Annotated in this window: 22 protein-coding genes; 13 read left to right on the top strand and 9 right to left on the bottom strand. The window is 64.2% G+C overall.

The window, feature by feature from the left end; all coding sequences use genetic code 11:
- Positions 1-550: 550 nt before the first annotated feature.
- Complete coding sequence (locus OKW43_RS08950) at positions 551-871, bottom strand: pyrimidine/purine nucleoside phosphorylase (protein ID WP_187635824.1); 321 nt, start codon at positions 869-871, stop codon at positions 551-553.
- A gap of 260 nt (positions 872-1,131) precedes the next feature.
- Between OKW43_RS08950 and OKW43_RS08945 the strand changes: the two genes are divergently transcribed.
- Positions 1,132-1,518: a BON domain-containing protein gene (locus tag OKW43_RS08945; protein WP_187635823.1), complete on the top strand. Its 387-nt coding sequence runs from the start codon at positions 1,132-1,134 to the stop codon at positions 1,516-1,518.
- A gap of 150 nt (positions 1,519-1,668) precedes the next feature.
- Here the strand turns inward: OKW43_RS08945 and OKW43_RS08940 are convergent, their stop codons facing one another.
- Positions 1,669-2,454, bottom strand: coding sequence for a hypothetical protein (locus OKW43_RS08940; RefSeq protein ID WP_187635822.1), 786 nt, complete (start codon positions 2,452-2,454; stop codon positions 1,669-1,671).
- A 402-nt stretch (positions 2,455-2,856) separates the two neighbouring features.
- Between OKW43_RS08940 and OKW43_RS08935 the strand changes: the two genes are divergently transcribed.
- The 4 genes from OKW43_RS08935 (at position 2,857) to OKW43_RS08920 (ending at position 7,330) form a co-directional block, all read left to right on the top strand.
- Entirely contained in the window at positions 2,857-3,984 is a 1,128-nt protein-coding gene (locus OKW43_RS08935) for an L-dopachrome tautomerase-related protein (RefSeq protein ID WP_429446647.1), read from the top strand.
- Positions 3,985-4,200: 216 nt separating this feature from the next.
- A complete protein-coding gene (locus OKW43_RS08930) occupies positions 4,201-5,406 on the top strand; it encodes a paraquat-inducible protein A (protein WP_187635819.1) in 1,206 nt (401 codons plus the stop codon).
- Positions 5,403-6,698 (top strand): MlaD family protein, encoded by a 1,296-nt coding sequence (locus tag OKW43_RS08925; RefSeq protein ID WP_429446645.1) that lies wholly within the window; start codon positions 5,403-5,405, stop codon positions 6,696-6,698. Before OKW43_RS08930 ends, OKW43_RS08925 begins: the two co-directional genes overlap by 4 nt.
- Positions 6,695-7,330 (top strand): PqiC family protein, encoded by a 636-nt coding sequence (locus OKW43_RS08920; protein WP_429446643.1) that lies wholly within the window; start codon positions 6,695-6,697, stop codon positions 7,328-7,330. The genes OKW43_RS08925 and OKW43_RS08920 overlap by 4 nt, the downstream gene beginning before the upstream one ends.
- 123 nt (positions 7,331-7,453) lie before the next feature.
- Here the strand turns inward: OKW43_RS08920 and OKW43_RS08915 are convergent, their stop codons facing one another.
- The gene (locus OKW43_RS08915) at positions 7,454-7,813 is read right to left on the bottom strand and encodes a protocatechuate 3,4-dioxygenase (RefSeq protein ID WP_429446641.1); all 360 of its coding nucleotides are present in this window, start codon (positions 7,811-7,813) and stop codon (positions 7,454-7,456) included.
- A complete protein-coding gene (locus tag OKW43_RS08910) occupies positions 7,810-8,655 on the bottom strand; it encodes a gallate dioxygenase (RefSeq protein ID WP_187635815.1) in 846 nt (281 codons plus the stop codon). The genes OKW43_RS08915 and OKW43_RS08910 overlap by 4 nt, the downstream gene beginning before the upstream one ends.
- A gap of 392 nt (positions 8,656-9,047) precedes the next feature.
- Here OKW43_RS08910 and OKW43_RS08905 point away from each other — a divergent pair, with 392 nt between their 5' ends.
- The 3 genes from OKW43_RS08905 to OKW43_RS08895 all read left to right on the top strand — a co-directional run bounded on the left by OKW43_RS08905 (position 9,048) and on the right by OKW43_RS08895 (position 11,913).
- Positions 9,048-9,749: a GntR family transcriptional regulator gene (locus OKW43_RS08905; protein WP_429446638.1), complete on the top strand. Its 702-nt coding sequence runs from the start codon at positions 9,048-9,050 to the stop codon at positions 9,747-9,749.
- Complete coding sequence (locus OKW43_RS08900) at positions 9,746-11,053, top strand: LysR family transcriptional regulator (RefSeq protein WP_429446636.1); 1,308 nt, start codon at positions 9,746-9,748, stop codon at positions 11,051-11,053. The genes OKW43_RS08905 and OKW43_RS08900 overlap by 4 nt, the downstream gene beginning before the upstream one ends.
- Positions 11,054-11,316: 263 nt before the next feature.
- Positions 11,317-11,913 carry a molybdopterin-dependent oxidoreductase gene (locus tag OKW43_RS08895; RefSeq protein WP_187635812.1) on the top strand — a complete coding sequence of 199 codons (597 nt, stop codon included), beginning with the start codon at positions 11,317-11,319 and terminating at the stop codon, positions 11,911-11,913.
- Here OKW43_RS08895 and OKW43_RS08890 read toward each other — a convergent pair.
- On the bottom strand, positions 11,908-13,941 hold the full coding sequence (locus OKW43_RS08890) for a tetratricopeptide repeat protein (RefSeq protein WP_429446634.1): 2,034 nt from the start codon (positions 13,939-13,941) through the stop codon (positions 11,908-11,910). The two genes, OKW43_RS08895 and OKW43_RS08890, sit on opposite strands and share 6 nt — an antisense overlap.
- Before the next feature lie 237 nt (positions 13,942-14,178).
- Between OKW43_RS08890 and OKW43_RS08885 the strand changes: the two genes are divergently transcribed.
- From OKW43_RS08885 to OKW43_RS08865, 5 genes are all read left to right on the top strand, one after another.
- Positions 14,179-14,589 (top strand): DUF2946 domain-containing protein, encoded by a 411-nt coding sequence (locus OKW43_RS08885; protein WP_429446632.1) that lies wholly within the window; start codon positions 14,179-14,181, stop codon positions 14,587-14,589.
- 82 nt (positions 14,590-14,671) lie between these two features.
- On the top strand, positions 14,672-17,071 hold the full coding sequence (locus tag OKW43_RS08880; protein ID WP_429446630.1) for a TonB-dependent receptor: 2,400 nt from the start codon (positions 14,672-14,674) through the stop codon (positions 17,069-17,071).
- A 71-nt stretch (positions 17,072-17,142) separates the two neighbouring features.
- Positions 17,143-18,621, top strand: coding sequence for a PepSY-associated TM helix domain-containing protein (locus OKW43_RS08875; protein ID WP_429446628.1), 1,479 nt, complete (start codon positions 17,143-17,145; stop codon positions 18,619-18,621).
- Between the two features lie 126 nt (positions 18,622-18,747).
- Positions 18,748-19,542 carry a DeoR/GlpR family DNA-binding transcription regulator gene (locus OKW43_RS08870; protein WP_429446626.1) on the top strand — a complete coding sequence of 265 codons (795 nt, stop codon included), beginning with the start codon at positions 18,748-18,750 and terminating at the stop codon, positions 19,540-19,542.
- A complete protein-coding gene (locus OKW43_RS08865) occupies positions 19,539-20,684 on the top strand; it encodes an MFS transporter (protein WP_429446624.1) in 1,146 nt (381 codons plus the stop codon). The genes OKW43_RS08870 and OKW43_RS08865 overlap by 4 nt, the downstream gene beginning before the upstream one ends.
- A gap of 6 nt (positions 20,685-20,690) precedes the next feature.
- Here OKW43_RS08865 and OKW43_RS08860 read toward each other — a convergent pair whose 3' ends face one another.
- From OKW43_RS08860 to OKW43_RS08845, 4 genes are all read right to left on the bottom strand, one after another.
- Positions 20,691-21,557, bottom strand: coding sequence for a sterol desaturase family protein (locus OKW43_RS08860; RefSeq protein WP_429446622.1), 867 nt, complete (start codon positions 21,555-21,557; stop codon positions 20,691-20,693).
- Between the two features lie 769 nt (positions 21,558-22,326).
- Entirely contained in the window at positions 22,327-22,554 is a 228-nt protein-coding gene (locus OKW43_RS08855; RefSeq protein ID WP_187635804.1) for a hypothetical protein, read from the bottom strand.
- A gap of 96 nt (positions 22,555-22,650) precedes the next feature.
- Complete coding sequence (locus tag OKW43_RS08850; protein ID WP_429446620.1) at positions 22,651-22,794, bottom strand: hypothetical protein; 144 nt, start codon at positions 22,792-22,794, stop codon at positions 22,651-22,653.
- A gap of 58 nt (positions 22,795-22,852) precedes the next feature.
- A complete protein-coding gene (locus tag OKW43_RS08845) occupies positions 22,853-23,140 on the bottom strand; it encodes a hypothetical protein (RefSeq protein ID WP_429446618.1) in 288 nt (95 codons plus the stop codon).
- Positions 23,141-23,269: the final 129 nt, after the last annotated feature.

The raw sequence follows: 23,269 nt of genomic DNA, 5'->3' as shown, positions 1-23,269 counted from the left end.
GTAAGCAAAGAAGACAGCTCAAACCGCAAACTCTTAAGCGGGTCCCCTGGCTTGGAGGGGGTAGTGGTGCATCTGGAATCTGTGCTCCCGCACATTTGGCGCTACTGACAAGGCAGTCATTCTTCCGGCGGCGCTGCGCGCGCCGAAACCCCGTTCCAAAACCACCGGTTGTTTCGGCGCATCGCCGAGGCGTAGTCGACGGCCCCTGCTGCGCGGGCAAAACCGTTGGTTTCCCTGGCAGACCCGTCCGCGACGTACGCAGTGCGGAGTGGGAAGGATGACGGCTTTGTCACTAGCGCCGAATGTGCGGGAGCACAGATTCCAGATGCACCACTACCCCCTCCAAGCCAAGGGACCCACTTAGGAGTTTGCGGTTTTAGCTGTCTTCTTTGCTTACTTTCTTTGCAGCAGCAAAGAAAGTGAGTGCCGCCCCGCACAGGGGCAACGCAAATAGACCGATAACAAATCAAGAAAAGGCCAACCAAAATTCCCCAAACCATCCCGACGCGTGCAACAGGCGTTATCCCATCGCACGCGCGTTAAAAACCGCTTACAGATAGCTGCAAACGTAGTCCAGCGTTTCAACCACATCGATATCGAAGCGGCTCTTGCCCGGCACCGAAAACGATTCGCCCGCGCCATAGGTCTTCCACTCGTCGCTGCCGTCGAGGCGGATGCGGCATGTGCCCGCCTGCACTTCCATCAGTTCCGGCGCGTCGGTGCCGAAGTTCAGCGTGCCGGGCAGGATCACGCCGAGCGTCTTGCGCGTGCCGTCGGCGAACAGCACGGTGTGCGACACGCACTTGCCATCGAAGTACACGTTGGCTCGTTTGACAACAGAAACCTGGTCGAATTGCGTTGCAGCCGTCATCGCGGTCTTCCTCTGGCTAATCGTAAATGGATGCGTTGCGGCCCGGTGGGCGCGGCAGACGGCGCGCGATCCGCGCAGGCCGCCCGCACGGGGCTCTGGTCCGGGCGCGAGCCCGCCATCATACAGGCGATTGATGGCGCCAATACGGTAAAGTCTGGCAGAACCACATCGACATCCACTCGGCCTCGATCGCATGCGCGGCATCACGCGCTAATGGAAAGACTCGCGCGTGGTTCAACCCAGGCGGTACAGGAGGACATGTGAGAAAAGACAGCGCGCGCACCATAATCGGCGCGATTGCCGCAGCAGTGATTGCAATCGGCACAGCGACCTGTGCGAATGCGCAAACCAATGGCGCGATGCCGAACGATGCATCCGCGCCAAGCCAATCCATCGCGGCGTCGACGGCTCGCAACAGACCCGATAGCGAACTCGCGCGCGACGTGCGGCGCGCGCTCGCACGCACACCGAACCTGCATTCAACGGCGATTCACGTGCAGACGCGCCACGGCATCGTGACGCTGACCGGTTGGGTGCCGCAGCGCGCTCAGGTGCAGCGCGCCGGCAGTGTCGCCAGATCGGTGCGCGGAGTCAGACAGGTGAATAACCGTCTGAATGTGCGCACGAGAGGTGCCAGCGGTCATTAGCGCCACGCGAATAATAGAAAGTACTCAGCCCGACACGAATGCGCCGGGCTGAGTACTTTCTATTGAGCATTCAATCGATGCGCGCGAGTAGTCGCCGCGGCGCCGCGGCGCTCCATTCTTGCGGAAAGCCGCCACGACACGCGTCATACCTCAACGCCACATACGATAGCTGTAGACCGGTGCGCGATACGCATACACGCGCGGCTGCGCCCAGTAGACCGGCGGACGATAAACCTGATAAGTGACAGGCGCGGCGGGTTGAACCACCGTTTCCACGACCGGCGACATTTCATCGTACTGCTGCGGATAAATCGGCACGTATTGCACGGGCGGCACGGGCGGCTGAGGATAGTCCTGCCGTACGTACACCGGCTGGTTGTCGGCATAGACCGGTTGCATCTGCGCGTAGGCCGGCGCCTGCTGGTACTGCATGGGCGGCGGCGCGTATTGCGGCTGCTGGTACACCTGCTGATATTGCTGTTGCGGCGGCGGTTGCGGCACCTGACGTTGCGCGTACTGGGCCGGCTGCGGCTTCCGAGGTTGCGGCGGAATGCTCGTGTACTTCGAGTTATCGTCTTCGGGGACGCCTGATGGCAGCGGCGGCACGTCGACCCGCGCGACATCGGTCTTGGCGGGTCGCCGCTGACCGTGATTGTGCGCGTCGATCATTGCCTGGTAATCGGCCTGATCCTGTTTGCCGCGATTGACATAGCCATTGCGATACGCGCGGGCCACGTCCGACATCTTCGCATTCGGATCTTCCTTCATGCCATCCGCATTGACCATGTACTCGTTCGGACTGAGCGAGCCGGCCGGCACCTCGTCGTCGGACGCATACGCCGCTTCGGGTCCGTCGGCCCACGCTGGATAACACTGCAGCGTTAGCGCCGAAGCGACCGTCGTCACCCCGAGCCCCCAAAGCGTCCTTGTTCTCATGATCCACCTCGCGGCCGACTAAGAGTATTGAAAGTCGAATTTTTTACTTGCACGCGTGGCTATTTCTTGTGCGCGTGCAATTGCTATTTTTTAGCACATTCCTTTGACGTCGGCATTATTTTTTCTTTGCAAATGAGCGCTGTAGCGCACGAGTGACACTGCGCGTCCAATGCGAGGCGGGAGAAACCCTGAGAGTCAAAGTTGCCGAATTGGGCCGGTCGGTACGGCGGCGCAACCAGCCGTTCTCTGCTCGCGCGAAAGTCAAACAATTTGCATAAAGGGCGGTTCGCAATCACCTCGAATACCTTCCGAAAAATTCGCGGATGACGATCCGCTTTATCTTTGCACGCGGCATTCGCTATGCTGAATAAGGACATTTCAATTCTGTGTCGGAGACAGCCCATGAAAGATACCGCCATGCCACGCGCCGCGGACCGGGTTCCGCTGACCGCCGCGCCTGCATCGAGCGCCGGTGACGAGGGCTCGCGGCCACATCTGCGCGAGATTGCGTCGTTCGGGCATCAGGTGACCGGCGTCGCCGTCGCCCCGGACGGACGGATTTTCGTCAACTTCCCGCGCTGGACGGAAGACGCGCCGATCTCCGTCGGCGTACTCACGCCCGATGGCGACGTCCGTCCCTATCCCGACGATCGATGGAATGGCTGGCGCAATGCCAGGCGCGACGAGTTGGACCCGCGGGATCGCTGGGTCTGCGTGCAGGCGATGTCGTGCGATTCGCAAAACAACCTGTGGGTCCTCGACCCTGGCGCGCCGGCCCAGGGGTTCGTCGTACCGGGCGCCCCTAAACTGGTCCGCATCGATCTTGCGACGGATAGCGTCGTCGGCTGCATGGCGTTCACGCTCGAGATCGCGCCTCAGGGCAGTTACCTGAACGATGTGCGCGTCAGTCCCGACGGACGTTTCGCCTACATCACGGACTCCGGTACGCGCGGCGCGATCGTGATGGTCGACCTCGGCACCGGGCATGCGCGCCGCGTGCTCGACGGGCATCCATCGACGCAAATCGATCCGGGCGTCACCGTCCATGCAGCCGGCGCACCGTTGCGGCGTCCCGATGGACGCGGCGTTGAATTTTCGGCCGACGGCATCGCGCTGACCCGGGATGGACTGTATCTGTACTGGCAGGCCATGAAGGGCAAAACGCTTTACCGCGTGCCGACCGAAGCGCTTCACGATACCGCGCTCGCGGCCGACGAAGTCGGCAGCCGCGTCGAGAAAGTGCTCGAGCATCGCCCCGCCGACGGGCTGCATATCGACCGGGCGGGACGCCTGCTGATTACCGCGGTGGAAGAGCACGCGGTGAAGGTGTGGGACGGCACGACATTGACGACACTGCTGCACGAGCCCGGCTTGCGATGGCCGGATACGTTCGCGGAGGGGCCGGACGGCACGATATACCTGACCGATTCACGCATTCCCGAGATGAACTGGTTCAAGCCGGGCCATCCCGACGCGCTGCCTTCCAGGTTGCTGGTCATTGCCGAGCCCACTTCGTCAACGGGCGCTTGAACAGGCGGCTGAACGCGCATTCGCGCGGTCTCCCGGCGTGCCGATGTCGTCCCGGGAACGCGCCTTGCTAATGGAGGACAAGAAACTGGCGCGTGCCAGCGCGCCTGCCGTGCATTCACGCGTCAAACGGCGCTGGGGGGTCGAGGGGATGATCGGCGAAGCCTCTTTCGCAACACACTGCCCGCCTGAAAACGGACAGCCGATGGAGAACGTCGCATGACGATCGGCTGCCCCGAATGTGGCGCGCTGGAAGACATCCCGCCGCTCGCCGCACATTCCTACGCGCGTTGCCGCACCTGTCACTTTCCGCTCGAGCGGCGTAACGGTCGAAGTCAGGGCGCGGCGCTCGCCTGCGCGACGTCGACCTTCGTACTGCTGTTTCCCGCCAACCTCGCGCCACTGATGTACGTCCACATGCTCGGCGCCGAGCGCTCGTCACTGCTGTCGTCGGGCATCGTCGAAATGTGGAACGGCGGCTGGTTCATTCTTGCGCTGCTGCTCGGCACGTTCGGTATCGTGCTGCCATTCATCCGTTTTGGCGGCCTCGTGGTCGTCCTCGTCGCGCTACGGCTCGGCTGGCGTACGAGGAGAATCGGCGCGCTATTTCGCTGGACCACCTCGCTCGATATCTGGGCCATGCCCGATGTCTACCTGGTCGGCTGCTTCGTCGGTTACGCGCGGGTGACGCAGAATCTGACCGGCACGATCGGCCCTGGCGGCTACTGCTTCATCGCCGCGGCACTGCTGTCGATGCTCACGCGCGCCTCGCTCGATCGAAGAACCGTGTGGCGCGCGATCGCGGCGGACAACCCGTTGCCGGAACACGAAGCGTCGTTGTGCTGCACGGTCTGCGATCTGGTCGTGCCGATGTCGCAGGAGGGGCGTCCCTGCCCTCGCTGCGGATTGATGTTGCGCGCTCGCAAAATCGACGCCGTCGTGCGCGCGTCTGCGCTGTCGCTCGCCGCGCTGGTGCTGACGATCCCGGCCAACGTCTTTCCGATGACCAGTTCGATGCAATTCGGGCAGACCCAGTCGCACCGGATCATCGACGGCGTCTACCAGCTGTTTCATGTGGGCCTGTGGCCGCTCGGCATTCTGATCATCTGTACGAGCATCGTCATTCCGGTGGCGAAGATTCTGGGCATGGCATGGTTCGTCGTCTCCGTTCGGCGCCATTCGCGTCGGCATCTGCGGGTCAAGACGCATCTGTATCGCCTGATCCACGAGCTCGGTCGATGGTCGTTCGTCGACGTGTTCACGATCGCGGCGTTCGTGCCGCTGATCCAGTTCGACAGCATCGCGTCGGCCCGACCCGCCATCGGCGCAACCGCGTTCGCGCTGGTCGTGTTGCTGACCATGGCCGCTTCGCACGCGTTCGATCCGCGCCTGATGTGGGACGTCCAAGGGCGGAGCAAGCGATGAGCGGCACCCGTCCCCGTCGCTCGCAGGCTCAGGTGCGCCGCAGCCCGTGGCCCGGCTGGATCTGGGCGGTGCCGATCGCGGCCTTCGCGATGGCCGGATGGCTCGGTGTTCGCGCGTTGATGCATCAGGGCGAGACTGTCACCGTAACGTTCGACAACGCGTACGGCATGAGGGCCGGCGACACGATCGTCACGCTGCGCGGCGTGAAGGTCGGCGCCGTATCGGACCTTACGCTCGCGCCCGATGGCCAGCATGTGCAGGCCGAGCTCAAGATAGATCGCGCCGAAAAAAAGTATCTGCGCAGCGAGACGAAGTTTTTCCTGCGCGGCGCGCACGTGGACCTCAGCGATCCAGCGTCGATCAAGGGCGTGCTGTCCGGCCCCGAGATCGTGATGGAGCCGGGGGCCGGCGAACCGGCGTCGCATTTCGACGGCGTCGATCGCCGCCCGGCGCTCGCGCCGGGACACGGCCCGGTCGTCACTTATCTGGTGCGATTCGACGGCGCCGTCGGCGAACTGAAGAATGGTGCCGATGTGCAATTGCGCGGTTTCGACGTGGGCACCGTCACTAGCGTGCGCCTGAACTACGACGCGCGCACGGGCGCGCTGAGCACTCCGGTGCAGATCGCGCTGAATCCGTCGCAGCTCGGCATCGTCGGCGCGCCGCCGCCGGCCAACGGCAACTGGCGCCCGCTCGTCGACAGCATGCTCACCCGCCTCGTCGCCACAGGATTGCGCGCGCGCTTGTCGCAAGATCCGCCGGTCGTCGGCGCCGACAAGATCAACCTCGACTTCGTGGCGGGCGCGCCGGCCGCGACGCTCGCCAGCGAGGACGGCCTGCCGGTGATTCCCAGCGTCGCGCCCGCGAATCTCGACACGACGATGGCCAAGGCCAACGAGGTGATCCAGAAAATCGACGATCTTCCGATCAGGCAAACCGGCGAACAGGTTCGCAGTATCGCCGCGCGTATCAACACGCTCAGTTCGTCGCCGCAGATCAAGGACAGCCTGACGCACATCGACCGCTCCGTCGCGCAGATCGATCGCACGTTGCAGCAGGTGTCGCCGCAGATCGGTCCGCTCGTCACGCAACTGCACGAGACCGCGAACGCGGCCGATCGCACGGTTGCCGCGGCGAACCGAACGCTCGGCGGCGACGCGTCGAGCCAGAACGACCTGCCTGCCGCGTTGCAGGAACTGACCGACACCGCGCGCTCGATTCGGGCGCTGGCCGACTATCTCGACCGCCATCCCGAGGCGCTGGTTCGTGGCCGGCAGCAGGAGGCTCAATGATCACGAAGGTCACGTTTTCCGTCAGACGCGCCGTCGCCGCGTCGATCGCGACGCGCGCCGGGACGGCGGCGCTGGTCGCATCCGTCGCGGCGATGACGCTCGCCGGATGCGGACACAGCATCCCGACACGCTATGTGACGTTGAACCCGATGCCCGCCGACGCGCCCGCAGCCATGGCGCCGATGACACCGATTCAACTGACCGCCGTGCACATTCCCGCGGTGCTCGATCGGCTCGAAGTCGTCACGCTGGCTGCGCCGAACCGCCTGACGATCGACGAGAGCGACCGGTGGGGCGCTCCGCTCGCTGAGATGATGCGCAGAACGCTTGCCCAGGACTTGCTCATGCGCCTGCCTGCCGGGTCGTTCGTAGTTCCGGATGCACCCGCGCCGCCCGGCACGCGCAGGCTGGTCGTCACCGTGCTGAACGCCACGGCCGACGCGAGCGGCACGCTGACGCTGCAGGCCGAGTGGACCCTGTTGGCCGGGCATTCGGACCAGGCGACGCAGCGGCAGCAGGTGACGCTCAACACCGCGATCAACGGACACGATGCGCCCGCGCAAGCCGCCGCGTTGAGCGACGTTCTCGGCGAGTTGGCCGACCGGATCGCGGCTTCCGTTGGCGCGCGCTGACCGAACGCATCGAGTTTCCGAACAACCCGAACGGCGCGTCGGAAAGTCAACGCTACCGCCGAACTTCAAATGGATTGCCCAGCGGACCGTGCTGCGTGGATGCGCGCCTTCGACGCCCGGCCTTTAAACAGCGTCGGACACCTGGCGGGTCTTCAGAAACGCTTCGAGCGTTTCGCCGCGCATACTCGCGTACATGCCGAGATTCGTGATCTTCACCACGCGTGCGAACTTCTCGAGCACGAAGAAAGACACCCCATAACGGATCAGGCCAAGCCAGTCCGTGTTGTCGACCAGCGCGCGTTCTTCCGGCGTCAGGCAGGCCGCATCGTAAGAGGCCGTGCGGTTTTCGAGCCACAGTGCGCGCGCCGACGCTTCGCGCATCTGCCAGAAAAAGCGGTTCAGGCGCATCGCCTTCATGCTCTGGCGGATATCGAAAGGATAGGTGCCGGTCAGTTCTTCGACGCCAACCAGTTGCGGATTCAATACGCCACCTCTTCTTCGTAGATCGTCACGGCCATCGCAGTGCTGGTCGCGAGATAGTAGTTGCGATGCAGTTCGCGGACCTTCCGGCCCAGCGCGCCGCGCATCGCGAGCCACATGATCGTCTCGACGCTTTCGGCGCCGCCGAGGCGCACGTAGTCGACGTGCTTCATCGCGGCAAGACGCTCCGGATCGTTGACGATCAGGTCGAGGAACTCCATGTCCCATTCGGTGTTGTTGAAACCACTGCGCTCGCCATGCACCTGATGCGACAGCCCGCCCGTGCCGACCACCACGACCTTCAGATCCTGCTCGAACGATTCGATCGCGCGACGCAGCGCCTGGCCGAGCCGGTAGCAGCGATTCGCGGTCGGCAGCGGATACTGCAGCACGTTGACTTCGAGCGGCACCAGCGACACCGGCCAGCCGCCCTGATGCGGCAACATCAGCGACAGCGGCGAATTGACGCCGTGATCGAGCGCGCGGTCCTGGAAGACGGTCAGATCGAATTCGTCGGCGACCAGTTGCTCGGCGATATGGATCGCGAGATCCGGATGACCGGCGATGTCCGGCAGCGGACGCTTGCCCGCGCCTTCATCGGCGAATTCGTGGTTGGCCGACACGCCGAGCGCGAAGGTCGGATAGCAGTCGAAGAAGAAGCTGTTCGCGTGGTCGTTGTAGAACATCACCATCACGTCGGGCTTCTGCCCGGCCAGCCACTGCGCCACCGGTTCGTAGCCTTTGAAAAGGGGCGCCCATGCCGGTTCGTCCTGCTTGCCCTTGTCGTACGCCAACCCGATCGTGGGTACATGAGACGTGCCGATACCACCAATGATCCTTGCCATTTTCGTTCTCTTCCGTCACTTCGTGCTGATGCCAATTGGATAGGTCGCCGGGTTCAATGCGCTAGCCAACGCGACCGTCTTGGGATACAAACATAGAAATTGTGCAGCGATTCCGGAAGTGCGGGTATACCGCGAGCGGCACCGGGTTGATGGGTGAAAACCCGGTATCCGGGCGCTCGTCGAGCGGGTGAGCCGCGCCGCGACCCACGCCGCGCAGGGCTTCCTCGGTATCCCAACGCACGTGCGGCAAGCCTTCCGCCGCGCTCCCGCAACTCAGCACGCGATAAATAAAACAGATGGCCGGGAAAACAACTCGCAACGCACTGTTTTAAGGCTTGGAGCGGTGCTGCACGCGTGGCTATACTGCGGTGCTTCCGAAGAGCGACAAAACGATGAACGAGACGACCCAGCAAGCGATTGTGCAGACCTTACGCGAGAAGATCCTGTCGGGCGAACTGTCGCCCGGTCAGCGGCTCGTCGAAGCGCAGCTTGCGCAAATGCTCGGCGTGTCGCGCACGCCGCTCCGTTATGCGTTGAGCGTGCTGTCTTCGGAAGGCCTGCTCGATCGCTCGGGCTCGCGCGGTTACGTCGTGCGCCGCTTCAGCGTGCGTGACGTCCTCAACGCGATCGACGTGCGCGGCGTGCTCGAAGGACTCGCCGCGCGCTCGGTCGCCGAGAACGGCATGAGCCCCGCGCTAGCCGCCGCGCTCGACGAATGCCTGCGTGAAGGCGACGAGATCTTCGAGCAAAAGCATCTGCAGCCGGGCGACGACGTGCGCTACGCGCAGATGAACGGCCGCTTTCACGCGCTGATCGTCGAAGCGGCGCAGAACCAGGCGGTCACAGCCGCGCTCAGTCTCAACGACAAGGTGCCGTTCGTGTCGCCGTTCACGATCGCATTCGACGAATCCGCGCGCGATCGTCAATTGATGATGCTGATATACGCGCATCGTCAGCATCATGCGATCGTCGACGCGCTGAAAAAAGGCGAAGGCGCGCGCGTCGATGCGTTGATGAAGGAGCGCACGCATATCTCGAAGGAGAGTCTGAATCTGTCGCTGCCGTCGTTGCATCTGATCGCGGGCGCGGCATGAGCAACGACACGCTTTGCGCCGCAACCAGCCAGGCGGTCGCCAAAGCGCCGCTGTCGGTCAGCGGCAAGGACCTGCTCAATCTCGCGCAGTTGCGCGCTTTCCGGCTCGTCGCCGAGATGGGCAGCGCCACGCGCGCGGCGGCCGCGCTGTTTCGCGCGCAGTCGGCGGTCACGCGTTCCGTGCAGGAACTCGAGTCAGCGCTCGGCGTACCGCTGTTCGATCGCGGTCCTTCGGGCATGCTGCCGACCCCGGTCGGCCGCGCGGTGCTGCATCGCTGCGAGCGGATCTTCGCCGAACTCGAAGAACTCACGCAATGGTGCGCCGCGCGACAGACGCGCCGCCGGCCCGTCGCGGAAGGCGCATTGCCGGCGTATCTGCTCAACACGCGGCGGCTGCAACTCTTCGTGGCGCTCGCGCGGCATCGGCATATGCCGAGCGCGGCGAAAACCTTCGGCATCAGTCAGCCCGCGGTGAGCACGGCGATCCGCGTGCTCGAAAGCGGCTCGGGACTGAGTCTGTTCCATCGCAGCCCGCGCGGCATTCTGCTGACCGCCGAGGGCGAAACGTTTCTGCTGCACGTACGCCGCGCGCTGAACGAGCTGCGACACGTACCCGACGATATCGCCGCATTGCACGGCAAGATTCAGGGCTCGGTGACGGTCGGCGCGTTGCCGCTCGGACGCACGCTGATCCTGCCGAAGGCGATCGCGCGGATGACCTCCGAGAATCCGGGCGTGCGCGTGGTCACCGACGAAAGCGCGTACGAGACGCTCGTGGCCGGTCTGCGCGCGGGCGACATCGACTTCATTCTCGGCGCGCTGCGCGATAACGACGCGACGAGCGGCCTGAGAAACGAGCGACTGATGTCGGAAGACATGGTGGTGCTGGTGCGCCGCGATCATCCGCTGACCCACACGCGCGATCTGACCATCATGGGACTGCGCGACGCGCAATGGATTCTGCCGCGCATCAACGCGCCGGCGCGTGCGCTGTTCGAAACGCAATTCAGGCGGATGAAGGTCAAACCGCCGCTGCCGACGGTCGAGACCGCCGACCTCGCGGTGATTCGCGGTCTGCTGCTCGGTACCGACATGGCGGCGGCCTTGTCGGCGCAGCAGTTGCACCACGAGATTCAGTCCGGCCAACTGGTGGTGCTCGACGTACCGCTGCACAACACGAGGCGCGACATCGGCCTCACGATGCGCGCGGCAGGCACGCCGTCGCCGGCCGCGCGCGCGTTGATCGACGCAATCCGGCTGTCGGTCGTCGATGTGACGCGCACGGTCAGTATCCGCGCGAGCTGAGCGCTTCGAGCGCTTCAAGCGCTCAGTTTGCTCAACTATCGCTGCCGGGGTCCGGCAGGTTGTCGAAAAACGCGCGCCAGTCGAACGATTGGATCGCCACGCAAGGAACCGTGCCAGCTGCGGCGCGAACCGCATGCGGAAATAGCATAGCGAATGACGCGCAAATAACGCATGGCGATATCCGCTGTCACGACAATGCTCCGACAATAGAGGGCGCGCGAGCCTCGCCAGGACGCGCCTCAACGACACCCGGAGCAAGTGTAATGAACAAACGCCAGTTCCTGACGAGCGCCGCGGTGCTGGGCGCGGCAACCGCGCCGGCATTCGGCGCGAAGCGCGAGCACGCGCAATGCGCGCCCTCTCCCGTGATCCTGACGATCTCCGGCGCGATCAAGCACAGCAATCGCGGCGCGCTCGATCCGGCTTTCGATCAACTGCTGGCGAAACATCAGGTGAAGTTTTCGCAAGCTTATGGCGTCGATCTGCCGTTGCTCGCCAGCATGAAGACCGTGATGATCCATCCGACGACTGAATACGATTCGCGTCTGCATACTTTTAGCGGACCGCTGCTCAGCGACGTGCTCGCACATGCCGGTGCGCCCGACGCGGGCAACACACAAATCGTCATGCACGCGGTCGACGGCTACGCGGTGATGACGACGCTCGATACGGTGCGCGCGTATCGCTTCATCGTCGCGACGCAAATGGACGGCAAGCCACTGGCGCTCGGTAGCGTAGGGCCGTTATGGGCGATCTACGACGCGGACCGAATTCCCGAACTCGCGGGCAAGCCGCTGAAGGACCGCTTCGAATTGTCGCCGTGGGGCCTGTATCACATGCAGATCACAGAGGCGTCATAGCGCGCCACCGAAGCGCTCGACGCAGGCCTGCCGCACGCGCTCGACCGAGTTCGACCAATCCTCGCCCGGCCCACGCCGGAACAGACGCAGCGTATGCGGGTACCACGGCGAATCGTCGCGCTCGTGCATCCAGCGCCAATCGACATCTCTTTCGGGCAGCATCACCCAGCACAGCTTACCGAGCGACGCGGCCAGATGCGCGATCGACGTATCGACGCAGATCACCAGGTCGAGTTGTGCGACGATCGCCGCGCTGTCCGCGAAGTCCGTCACGCTCGCGCCGAGGTCGAGCAGTGGCTGCGTGACTGGCGGATTGCGCGCTTCGTCCTCGCCCTGCCCCTTCTGCAAGCTCACGAAGTTCAGACCCGGCACGCTCCACAGCGGCGCGAGCGTGGCGAGCGACGGAATCGAGCGATTCGCGTCGTTATGATGCCTGGCGTTGCCCTTCCAGACCAGGCCGACTCTGTGGCCGGGCGGCAGCGCATCGAGCGCGGGCCGCCAGCGTTCGACGAGCGCCGCATCGGCGCTCAATCGCACGGGGCGCGGAATCGTCTCCAGCGTCGTACGTAAATACAGCGGCACGCTCAGCAGACTGGTCCAGCAATCGTAGGTCGCGACACGCGCGAGCGCGCCGTCGTGGTCGAGCATCGCATCGACACCGTCCGCGTTCGCGATCAGCCGATGCAATGCCGGCACGCACGCAAACGCGATATGCGCAGCCCCCAATGCCTTCAATAAAGGAACATAGCGGCTGAATTGCAGCATGTCGCCGAGGCCGTCTTCCTGCCACAGCAGCACGGACTTGCCCGCGAGTGGCTCGCCCGACCATTGCGGACAAGTGAGCATCGTCTTCGTCTTTCGATGAATGAAATGCGGCTGCTCATAGCGGCATTCATAGAGGGGCCAGCCCTCCTCGAAGCGGCCGAGGCCGAGCAGCAACACGGCGAGGCTGAAACGCGCCTCGCCATAATCGGGTTTTAAAGCAATCGCCTTCCGATACGCGCTTTCTGCTTCGGCAAAGCGCCCGAGTTGCGTCAGCGCGTTGGCAATGTTGGAGTGCGCCTCGGCGAGTTGCGGCGACACCGCGAGCGCTTGCCGGAACGCGTCGAGCGCTTCCGGAAAGCGTTCGAGCACGCGCAGCACGCAACCGAGATTGTTGTGCGCATGGGCAAGCGCAGGCTGACAGCGAATCGCGTCGCGGTAAGCCTGCCCGGCTTCCTCGAAACGCTCCTGCCTGAACAGTGCCACGCCGAGGTTGTAATGCGCCTCGGCGTAATCCGCTCGATGCACGAGCGCTTCGCGGTACGCGGCTTCGGCTTCGCTCACCCGATCGAGATCGACTAGCACCGCGCCAAGATTGAGATGCGCTTCCGGGTACTCGGACCGGATAGCCAGCGCGAGCCGGCAAGCCAGCTCCGCTTCCGCGAGACGCTGGGTCGCCTTCAGCACACCGCCGAGGTTATTGAGTGCTTCCGGATACTGCGGCTTCAGCGTCAGCGCCTCGCGAAATGCGGCGTCCGCTTCCGCGAGACGCCCGAGTTCCATCAGCACGCTGCCGTGGTCGTTGTGCGCTTCGGCGTGGTCGGGGCAAATCGTCACCGTCTGCCGATACGCCGCCTCCGCTTCGGCGCGGTAGCCGAGCCCGTACAGCACGTTGCCGAGCTGGTGATGCGCGTTCGCGTCGAGCGGGCGCAGCGACACCAGTTGCCGATAGGTCGATTTCGCGGCCGACAGGCGGCCGAGCGTTCTGAACAGCGAGCCGAGGCTCGCGTAGACGTCCGCGTAGTCGGGCTTCAGATACAGGCACTGCCGCCAATAGTTCTCCGCGTCGGTCCACTGAAGCAGCGCGAACGAGCACGTGCCGGCGATGTTCAACGCATCGGCGCGCTGATCGGTCGGCAACGTGCAATCTTCGAGCAGCGGCGCGACGAGCGGCAATGCGTCGGCGAACTGCCCGGCCGAACATAACGACACGGCCCGCTGGTTGATGTCGGCAATCGAACAAGCAGGCGTCTGCATGAGTGTCATGTGTCGTGGCGATGTTTCAGCGGCGTGGTTGTGCAGCGGGTGCGCCGCCGTTGCGCGGTTGCGCTGTTGTTCCGATACGCGCACCTCGCGCGATTTCACAGCATAAGCGACTCGCCTGTGCGTCAGCGCCTCGAAATAAGCGCATTTTTACCGTCTAATCCGCCGCTATAGCCGTCATGACGAATGAAAGGATCGCGCGGTGATGCTAGAATCGCCCCCGCCTTTTCTTCGACGATCATGACTCGACGCTCGCACAACCACCTGACCGCATGGCTTGGCCTCGTCGCCATGTGGCTCGTCGTGTTCGCGCCGCTCGTGAGTCAGTTGCTCGAATCGGCCCGCGCCCACGAGCCGGTTGCCGCGCTGTGTTCGGCCCTGCATCCGGCCGGCGCGAGCGATACGAGCGATACGAGCGTCGTCGCTCAAACCAGCCCCGCGCCCGTGCATCTGAGCCACGACGATGCATTCGGCGCGTGCGGCTACTGTCATCTGCTCGAACATCACGTCGCGATGCCGACGCTTGCCGTCGTCGACCCCACGGCCGCGCTGCCGCTGGCCGGCACCGCGCCGCCCACGCTGTCCACCCGCTTCACGCCGCTTGGCGCGTTCCCGTCGGGACGTCCACGCGCCCCACCTGTCGTTTCCTGATCGCTGCCGGTCCTGATCGCGGATTCGTCGCTGATGTCGACGAGGCCTGCGATCGCCTGTTCAATGCATCGAGGAAACGCTCATGTTCAACTTCGCGCTGCGAAGGCTGTCTTCTTGCGTCCGTCGTGACGCTGTCGATTGCGCTCATCGCTCGATTCGTCGTCCCATTCGTTGGCCCGCGCTGGTGCCAGCTTTCGTGCCAGCTTTCGTGCCGGCTTTCGTGCCTGCTTTCGTCGCAACATCCGCGCAAGCCGCCGACGCAAACGCCGAAGCAATGCTGCCCGCCGTCAGCGTCAATGCGAGCGCAAGCACGAGCGCCGCACCGCGTGCCGTCGACCCGAATCTCCCCGCCTCCGTCGAAACCGTCACGCGCGATCAGTTCGCGAGCTGGAACGTCGTCAACAGCGAGGACGTGCTCAAGTACATGCCGAACCTGGCGGTGCGCAAGCGCTTTATCGGCGACCTGAATTCGATCATCGCGGTACGCGGCACGAGCAATACGCAGAGCGCGCGCGGCCTCGTCTATGCGGACGGCTTGCTGCTGAGCAACCTGCTCGGCAATAGCTATTCGTTTCCGCCGCGCTGGTCGATGGTGAATCCCGACGAAATCCAGCAGGTCGACGTAATCTACGGGCCGTTTTCCGCGCTGTATCCGGGCAATTCGCTGGGCGCGACCGTGCTGATCAGCACGCGCATGCCGAAGCAGTTCGAAGCGAACGCCGACATCAATGCATTCACGCAGCACTTCAGCCTGTTCGGCGTGAACCGGAGTTTCAACGGAAGCGAAGCGAGCGCGTCGATCGGCGACAGGATCGGCAAGTTCTCTTATCGGCTCGGCGTCAATCATCTCGAGAACACGAGTCAGCCGCTGCAATTCGCGACGCTCGCGCAATCGACCACTCCCGCAAAGGCCGGCGACAAGCCCGTCACCGGCGCCTATTTCTACCGCAACCAGACCGATACGCCGACGGCCGTGCTCGGCGTGAACGGCGAAGGCATCGAGCACACGGTGCAGGACCAGTTCAAGCTGAAGATGCAGTATGACTTCACGCCGACACTGCAGGCCGGCTTCACGCTCGGCTACTGGCATCAGACATACAGCAGCGAAACATCGACGTTCCTGCGCGACGCGGACGGCAACGCCGTGTATAGCGGCAACGTGTCGATCAACGGTGATCACTACACAATTCCGGCGGCCGCGTTTGCGCCGGGTCTCGGGCACAGCGAGAACTGGCTCTACGGCGTATCGCTGAAAACGCGCAACGCGACCGGCTGGAACGGCGAGGCGATCGCATCGTATTACGACATCGGCAATAGCGTCGCACGCACCGCGAATGCCGGCGGCCCCGGCAATGGCCCCGGCACCGTGCTGTTCGGCGACGGCACCGGTTGGAAAACGCTGGACCTGCGCGGGACCTATACGCCCGCGATCAACCAGGCAGGACCACGCAATCACACACTGAGCTTCGGCTACCACTACGACAACTACTTCGTCGACAGCCAGACCTACAACACGCTGGACTGGCGTGACGGCGACACGACCTCGTTCGCCAACGCGTTCACCGGCAAGACGCAGACGCAGGCCCTGTATGCACAGGACGTGTGGCGCTTGGTGCCGCGCTGGAAGCTCGTCTACGGCGTGCGCTATGAAGACTGGCAAGCCTACGATGGCGCGCAGTCGCTGCCGGGCACGACCATCGCCTACGGCAATGCCAGTCAGCGTCGTTTTTCGCCGAAGGCGTCGTTATCGTTCGATGTCAGCGACGATCTGACTTTACGCGCATCGATCGGTCGCGCTTATCGCTTCCCGACAGCCAGCGAACTGTTCCAGGGGAAAATCAATGGCTCCGCGATCGTCAACAACAATCCGCATCTGCAGCCCGAAGACGATCTGTCGAAACAGCTGAGCGCCGAATGGGCGCACTGGAATGGCGTGTTCCGCCTGTCGCTGTTTCAGGACGACGTGAAGAACACGATCTTCAGTCAGACCGACACCACCGTGATTCCGAACGTGACGAACTTCCAGAACATCGGCAAGGTCCGCTCGCGCGGCGTCGAAACGAGCTATTCGGGCGAGGACGTGTTCGTGCACAACCTCGATCTGCTGGCGAGCGTCGCCTACACGCAGTCGAAGATCCTCGAGAACGCGCAGAATCCGGCATCGGTCGGCAAGTACTTTTACCGCATTCCGCTGTGGCGCGCGACGCTCGCCGCGACCTGGCACTTCGACGCGCGCGCCGCGCTGACGCTTGCCGCACGTTACTCGGGTCGCCAGTACAACACGCTGACGAATACCGACACGAATCCCAACGTGTTCGGCGGCACCAGCACCTATACGGTCGCCGACGCGAAGTTCACGTTCAAGCCGACGAAGCTCAGCGAAATCGGCATCGGCGTCGACAACCTGTTCGATGCGCGCTACTTCGTCTACCACCCGTATCCCGGCCGCACGTTTTATGTCGAAGCGAAGCTGCGTATCTGAGCGCGGCGCAACGCGCCGCGAACCGCTTGTCGCACACAAACGCATCGCCCCATTTGCCCCACGAGGATTTCATGTCCACGACTCAAACCGCCGAACGCGCGCGCCCGCAAAACAGTACAACAGTTGCCGCGACGAGCGGCCCGGTACATCGAGGCTATCGAACACTGTGGCGCTGGCATTTTTACGCGGGCCTCTTCGTGATGCCATTTCTACTCGTGCTTGCGATCACCGGCACGCTGTACTGCTTTCAGCCGCAGCTCGAGCCGCTGCTTTATCGACAGCAAATGGTCGTCGCACCGCAAGCAGAGCCGAAGCTGCCCGACAACGCGTTGCTCGCGAAAGCGCGCGCGGCGATGCCGCCCGACTCGGTCGCGACGACCGCAGTGATCAACCGCGATCCGCAACGCAGCGCCGAATTCGTGTTTCGTCTCGCGGACCGCACGCAGCAGAGCGTCTATCTGAATCCGTACAACGGCGATGTGCTGGGCACGCTGAGCGTCGAGCGTCGCTTGATGCAGGTGGATCGCATGCTCCATCGCAAGTTGCTGCTCGGCAAGCCCGGCGAACTGCTGATGGAACTGGCCGGATGCTGGACCCTCGTGATGATCGGCACCGGCATCGCACTATGGTGGCCGCGCGGCAAAACGACCGCGCCCGCCGTGCTGCTGCCGCGCTTGGCGCTGAGAGGACGTCCGCTGTGGAAAAACCTTCACGCAGTGATCGGTATCTGGCTCGCGCTCGGCGCACTTGCATTCGTATTGACGGGCCTGCCGTGGACCGGCTCGTGGGGCAAGCAGTTCAAGGCGTTCGCGACCGCGGCGAAGCTTGGCGCGCCGCCGGGCGCGTGGGGCGGTTTGCCGTTGCGCTCCAGCGTGCCGGGAGCGCAAGCGGACCACGCCGACCATGCGAGCGCGACGGTCGCGCATGCCATGCACGCCGACATGGACTCGATGCCCGGCATGGTCATGGACGACCTGCCGTTGCCGCTGAAGCCGTGGGCCGCGGGCAACGCGCGTGTGCCGTCTTCCGTGGCCACCGCTGCGGCACGGCCGCTGTCGCTCGGCCATATCGTCGCGCTCGCCGCGTCGCTCGACCTCACGAACGGCTACAGCATCGTGTTGCCGAACTCGGCAACCGGCGTCTACACGCTTTCCTATTTCCCTGCGAATCCGCAACATGAACGCACGCTGTACGTCGACCAATACAGCGGCGCGATCCTGCGGGACATTCGCTACGGCGATTACGGCGCGATCGCGAAGGCCGTGTCGTACGGTACGTCGTTGCATATGGGTCGCTTCTTCGGCGTCGCGAACCAGATACTGTGCGCGGCCATTTCGCTCGGCCTCGCCGCGCTTGCCGTGACCGGCTTCGTGATGTGGTGGAAACGTCGGCCGCAACGCTCGCTCGGCGCACCGTCGCGCGAGCGCGGCGCGCCGCCGATGCGCGGCTGGAAAACCGGCCTCGTGCTGCTCGGCATCTTGTTCCCGCTGATGGGCGCGACGCTCGTCGCGGTATGGCTGCTCGACCGGCTGGCTTTCGCCCGCGGATAACGACCGAAACTGAACGACGTCGCCTGAGATCAGGACGAGCCGTACCGCGTCGCTTGCGTCGCCTGATCGTTTACGATACATTTTGCTCGTTTATGATCGATTTATGCGAGAACGGAGACGAGCCCCATGCAGCGAACCCGGGAAGAAGCGATCAACGGGCTACTGCCCGAGCAGCGCGAAGCGCTGATTCTGCAGCGTTTGCGCACGCATGGTCGCGTGCTCGCGGCCGAGCTTGCCGCCGAGCTGCAGACCTCCGAGCACACGGTGCGCCGCCATCTGCGCGATCTCGCGGACCAAGGCCACTGCAAACGCGTGTACGGCGGGGCGCTGCTGATGTCGCCCGCCGACAAACCCGCGGCACTGCGCATGCACGAAGCCATCGACCGCAAGGCACGCCTTGCCACGGCGGCCGTATCGATCGTTCGTCCGAAGCAGATCGTGCTGCTCGACGCCGGCTCGACCAACGTCGCGATCGCGGCTGCGCTACCCGACAACGCCGGCTTGACCGTCGTCACCAATTCGCCCGAGGCCTGCGCGCGCCTGCTGAACCGCCCGGGATTCGACGTGATCCTGGTCGGCGGCCGCATCGCGGGCGGCGCGGCGGGCGCGCTCGGCGCGACCGCGCTGCTGCAGATCCAGCAGATCCGCGCGGACCTCTGTTTTCTCGGCGCCTGCGCATTCGATCCCGACGAAGGCGTGGCCGCGTTCGACGCAGAGGATGCCGAACTGAAACGCGCGATGGTCAAAGCGAGCGGCCAGATCGCCATCGCGCTGACCTCGGAAAAGTTGATCACCGCGGCGCCGTTCGCGGTAGCGCCGGTGTCGTCGGTCGATCATCTGTTCGTCGAAGCGGACGTGCCGGGCGCTCGTGTCGCGAGCCTGCGGGCCGTCTGCGATAACGTGATGGTGGCACGCCCATGAACTCACTCGCCAGGGAACGCATCGCGACGCTCGCCGTCTTTCTCGCCAACGGTCTCGGCATCGGTGCATGGGCGGTCGAGGTGCCGCGTATCAAGGAAAGCCTGGCGCTCAGCGACACCTCGCTAGGCATCGCGCTGTTCTGCTTCGCGCTCGGCGCCATCGTTGCGATGCCGCTCGCGGGACAGCTCGCGCCGCGCGTCGGCAGCGGCCGCGCCACCGCGCTGCTCGGCGCGACGTTCGCCATCGCGCTGCCGTTGCCGGCAGTCGCGCCCGGCATGCTGACGCTGTGCGTGGTGCTGCTTGCGCTCGGCGCGTCGAACGGCGCGCTCGACGTGTCGATGAACGGACATGCGAGCGCGATCGAAACCCGCTGGCGCGCACCGATCATGTCGTCGTTTCATGCCGCGTGGAGCGCGGGCGGCCTGCTTGGCGCGGCGAGCGGCGCGCTGCTGCAGAAAGCCGGCATCGGCGTCGTGGGCGGACTGCTCGCGCCCGATCTGTTCATTGCAGCCCTGATCGTTTTCGCTGCGTCGTTCGCGTTGCGCGATATCGGCCCGCGCGCGGCCGCCGCGTCGAGCGGCTTCGCATGGCCCGACAGCAGCGTGATGAAACTCGCGCTTCTTGCGTTCATGTGCATGCTCGTCGAAGGCGCGGTGGCCGACTGGAGCGCGGTCTACTTGCGCTCCGCCTTGAATCAGGAAGCGAGCGTCGCTGCGATCGGCTACTCCGCGTTCGCGTTTTCGATGGCTGCCTGCCGGATCGCCGGCGATGCGTCGGTGCGACGCTTCGGTTCGAGCAAGGTCGTCGCGCTCGGCGGACTGATCGCGCTCGCCGGACTCGCGCTCGTGCTGAGCCTGCCGACCGTGCTGACCGCGTGCGTCGGCTTCGCGATGGTCGGTATCGGCCTCGCGAATATCGTTCCGGTGATTTTTAGCGCGGCGGGTCGCTCGAGCGCAACGCCCGCGATCGGCGTGTCGATGGCGGCCACGTTCGGCTATGCGGGCTTTCTGGTCGGGCCGCCGCTGATCGGTTTCGGCGCTGGCGTGCTCGGCTTGCGTGCGGCGTTGTGCGTGCTCGTGATGGCCACGCTGATCGTGTCGCTGTTGGGCGGCAAGGCGGTGCGTGGCGCACAACCCGCGTAGCCAGCGCTATTTCGCTTCCTTGTCGAACACGGCAACCGGCTTGCGAGCGGGTAACGCATCGCGTCCCGCGTGCTGCCCCAATGGCCAGCTGAACGCGCCTAGCAATGAGTGAGGTTGCTTGCGGTCGTCGAGACCGGTGGCGGGCCATTCGTGCTTCGCAGGCACCCAGCGCGTGCCGAATACGTGATCCCACATCGGCAATAGCTGCGCGAAGTTGTGATTGAAATGCTCGGCGCGAATCGAGTGATGCAGACGGTGATACTGCGGATTGTTGATCCACGTGACGTAGCGGCCGAGGTCCACGCGCAGATTCAGATGCTCGAAGTAGTTGCCGGACATGAACACGATCGACGTCGCACCGACGATCCACGGCTCGACCTTGAACAGTACGCCGACGAGCGGATAAAGCAGGCAGCCCTTGAGCAGCACCTCAATCCAATGATGCCGCAACGTGATCGTCACGTTGAAATCCACCGCGCTATGGTGCAGCGAATGCAGCTTCCACAGGATGGGCCACGTGTGTTGCAAGCGATGAAACGCGTATTCGAGGAAATCGATCGTCAGCAGCACGATCACGAACGAAGCGAGCGCGCCCCACCCGCGCGACACCAGCACCACCATCCCGCCGCCGAGCGCATTCACGATCGCGACGCTCGCGGCCGCCGTCAGCGGCTTGGTGGCTTCCACCAACGCCAGATACAGGCCCGCGTACGCCATGTTCAGACGCTGGCCCGCGCGCGATTGCAGCAACGCGGCCGGCCAGCGACGCTCGAGCAATGCGCCGAGGCCCATCATGACCAGCGCGAGCGCATAGCCTTGCAGCCACAGGCTCGCGTGGTGCAGCAATACGGGAAATGGGCTCGACGCTAACATGGAATTCCCTGGTGCCGCCGATGCGGACCGTGTCGGGCTGTCTGTGGCAAACAGCAGACGCGCCGCGCCGGATACGACAGGAGCGTTAGCATGATCTTCGCAGTGCGCCGGTCGGCGCGCAAGCGCCCTTTGGCGGGGTCCACCGCGACTTCGGATTCGCCCGCAAGCACGGAAAAAAAGCGGGGTCATCGCTTCACGCTGTCACGATCGCGAGCGAGCGGTCGATGCTGCGCGTCGTCCGCTCGCGTCGTCGTTGTTTGTCGACATCCGTTTAGTGTTGGCCCCGCCGCACCTCGCAAGTCGCGCCAAGCTCCCCGAGCGCGAATCACGAAGACTTTTGCTGCCGTCGGTATTTATTCCCTGCATGAAATCCCGGCTGCAACATTTGTAGTTCTTGTGCCTTCCTTACAGCAACGGTTATGCCATGCTGGGTCAAAGCCTTGCCACACATGGACGGATCTGTGCCGATGCACTTCGCCGCGGGCCTGATCGCACGCGATGCATCGGAAGTGAGACGCCGCGCGGATGCCCCGACGCCTTCTTGCTGGCTTCGCACACGTCGTTCGACGCGCGCGGGAAAACCCGAACGCGCATTGACAGAGCAAGTTTTGCGACGCGTACCGGCGGAACCGCCGGCGCGTCATGCGACGAAACAGTGCCTGCGTCCTGCGGACTGGCGTGTCGCAAAACTGAGACGGCAAACGGCTCATAGCAGCGCGGTCAATTGCACGACGCGCGACTCGAACTGCCGAAATTCCTCGGCGGCAAGCTAAGACAACGAAGCAAGCATGTTGGACAGGCGCCGCACGTGGGCCTTGAACGCGTCGCTCGTTTCGCGGTTCGTGGTGGGATTCAGATGCGAGCTTTCGGCGAGTTGCGCCTGCTCGTGAAAGTCGTTGGCGATTCTGCGCCTGATATCGTCAGGCAGCGACCGCACGATAGAGACCAGCAAAGCCTCTTCGGCATGCAACATGCCGAGAATCGAATGGGCGTCCATACGAGAACCTCCGGGGGAACATCGTCGATGGCGGCCGGCGGTGGCGCCGGCGCTCCTCATGTTACCCCGTTGGTTCCGCGTCGTTGGCAGTGCGGGTTACTCAGCGATCGAATAGCGCGACGGACGCGCACGCGGCTGTTTCGCCTCACGCTCGACGCGCGGAGTCGCGCCACGGATCAACAGAATCGCGCAAACCGCGACCATCGCCCAGATGCAGAGAATTACGGTCAAAACGCTCATGTCAGCTTCCGGAACGTCGGAACTACGGGTTAGTACGGTGATGCTGCCGCGTGGGCAGTCAATGCAGCGTGGAGCGCTCAGGCGCACCGAACAGCAGTTCGTCGATCAGGGCGGTGGTGAACGTCAGCTGCGTCTCGAGCGATTGGCGCGCGGCTTGCGCGCCCGCTTCGTCGCTGCGAGCGACGGCCGCGTGCGCCTGGGTGGCGAGACGCAGGATGGCTTCGGAACCGCGTTGCAGTTCGCGCATCGCGTCGTCTGGACCCGGCGTCGGCTGATCCCATTCCGAGGTGGCGAGTTCCGGCAGGTCGGCGTCGAGCCGGCGGGGCTTGTTGTGACGGGAAGACATGCGGGGCTCCTGACGGAAAATCGCGATATACGCGACGGGATGAATTCAGTGTGCGCCGCCCCCGCACGTTTCAATTCGGCGAACAGAAGCCGAATGTGAAGCCAATCCGGGAGCTTCGAGAAAAACAAG

Source organism: Paraburkholderia sp. WC7.3g (assembly GCF_050436345.1).
Taxonomy (GTDB): Bacteria; Pseudomonadota; Gammaproteobacteria; order Burkholderiales; family Burkholderiaceae; genus Paraburkholderia; species Paraburkholderia podalyriae.
This window is presented reverse-complemented; position numbering and strand designations above follow the sequence as displayed.

Coding starts and splice junctions, on each gene's coding strand:
- OKW43_RS08895 (WP_187635812.1), top strand. CDS start 11,317: ATGAACAAACGCCAGTTCCTGACGAGCGCCGCGGTGCTGGGCGCGGCA.
- OKW43_RS08910 (WP_187635815.1), bottom strand. CDS start 8,655: ATGGCAAGGATCATTGGTGGTATCGGCACGTCTCATGTACCCACGATC.
- OKW43_RS08905 (WP_429446638.1), top strand. CDS start 9,048: ATGAACGAGACGACCCAGCAAGCGATTGTGCAGACCTTACGCGAGAAG.
- OKW43_RS08880 (WP_429446630.1), top strand. CDS start 14,672: ATGTTCAACTTCGCGCTGCGAAGGCTGTCTTCTTGCGTCCGTCGTGAC.
- OKW43_RS08870 (WP_429446626.1), top strand. CDS start 18,748: ATGCAGCGAACCCGGGAAGAAGCGATCAACGGGCTACTGCCCGAGCAG.
- OKW43_RS08935 (WP_429446647.1), top strand. CDS start 2,857: ATGAAAGATACCGCCATGCCACGCGCCGCGGACCGGGTTCCGCTGACC.
- OKW43_RS08940 (WP_187635822.1), bottom strand. CDS start 2,454: ATGAGAACAAGGACGCTTTGGGGGCTCGGGGTGACGACGGTCGCTTCG.
- OKW43_RS08950 (WP_187635824.1), bottom strand. CDS start 871: ATGACGGCTGCAACGCAATTCGACCAGGTTTCTGTTGTCAAACGAGCC.
- OKW43_RS08885 (WP_429446632.1), top strand. CDS start 14,179: ATGACTCGACGCTCGCACAACCACCTGACCGCATGGCTTGGCCTCGTC.
- OKW43_RS08855 (WP_187635804.1), bottom strand. CDS start 22,554: ATGGACGCCCATTCGATTCTCGGCATGTTGCATGCCGAAGAGGCTTTG.
- OKW43_RS08865 (WP_429446624.1), top strand. CDS start 19,539: ATGAACTCACTCGCCAGGGAACGCATCGCGACGCTCGCCGTCTTTCTC.
- OKW43_RS08875 (WP_429446628.1), top strand. CDS start 17,143: ATGTCCACGACTCAAACCGCCGAACGCGCGCGCCCGCAAAACAGTACA.
- OKW43_RS08930 (WP_187635819.1), top strand. CDS start 4,201: ATGACGATCGGCTGCCCCGAATGTGGCGCGCTGGAAGACATCCCGCCG.
- OKW43_RS08920 (WP_429446643.1), top strand. CDS start 6,695: ATGATCACGAAGGTCACGTTTTCCGTCAGACGCGCCGTCGCCGCGTCG.
- OKW43_RS08890 (WP_429446634.1), bottom strand. CDS start 13,941: ATGACACTCATGCAGACGCCTGCTTGTTCGATTGCCGACATCAACCAG.
- OKW43_RS08860 (WP_429446622.1), bottom strand. CDS start 21,557: ATGTTAGCGTCGAGCCCATTTCCCGTATTGCTGCACCACGCGAGCCTG.
- OKW43_RS08925 (WP_429446645.1), top strand. CDS start 5,403: ATGAGCGGCACCCGTCCCCGTCGCTCGCAGGCTCAGGTGCGCCGCAGC.
- OKW43_RS08900 (WP_429446636.1), top strand. CDS start 9,746: ATGAGCAACGACACGCTTTGCGCCGCAACCAGCCAGGCGGTCGCCAAA.
- OKW43_RS08850 (WP_429446620.1), bottom strand. CDS start 22,794: ATGAGCGTTTTGACCGTAATTCTCTGCATCTGGGCGATGGTCGCGGTT.
- OKW43_RS08845 (WP_429446618.1), bottom strand. CDS start 23,140: ATGTCTTCCCGTCACAACAAGCCCCGCCGGCTCGACGCCGACCTGCCG.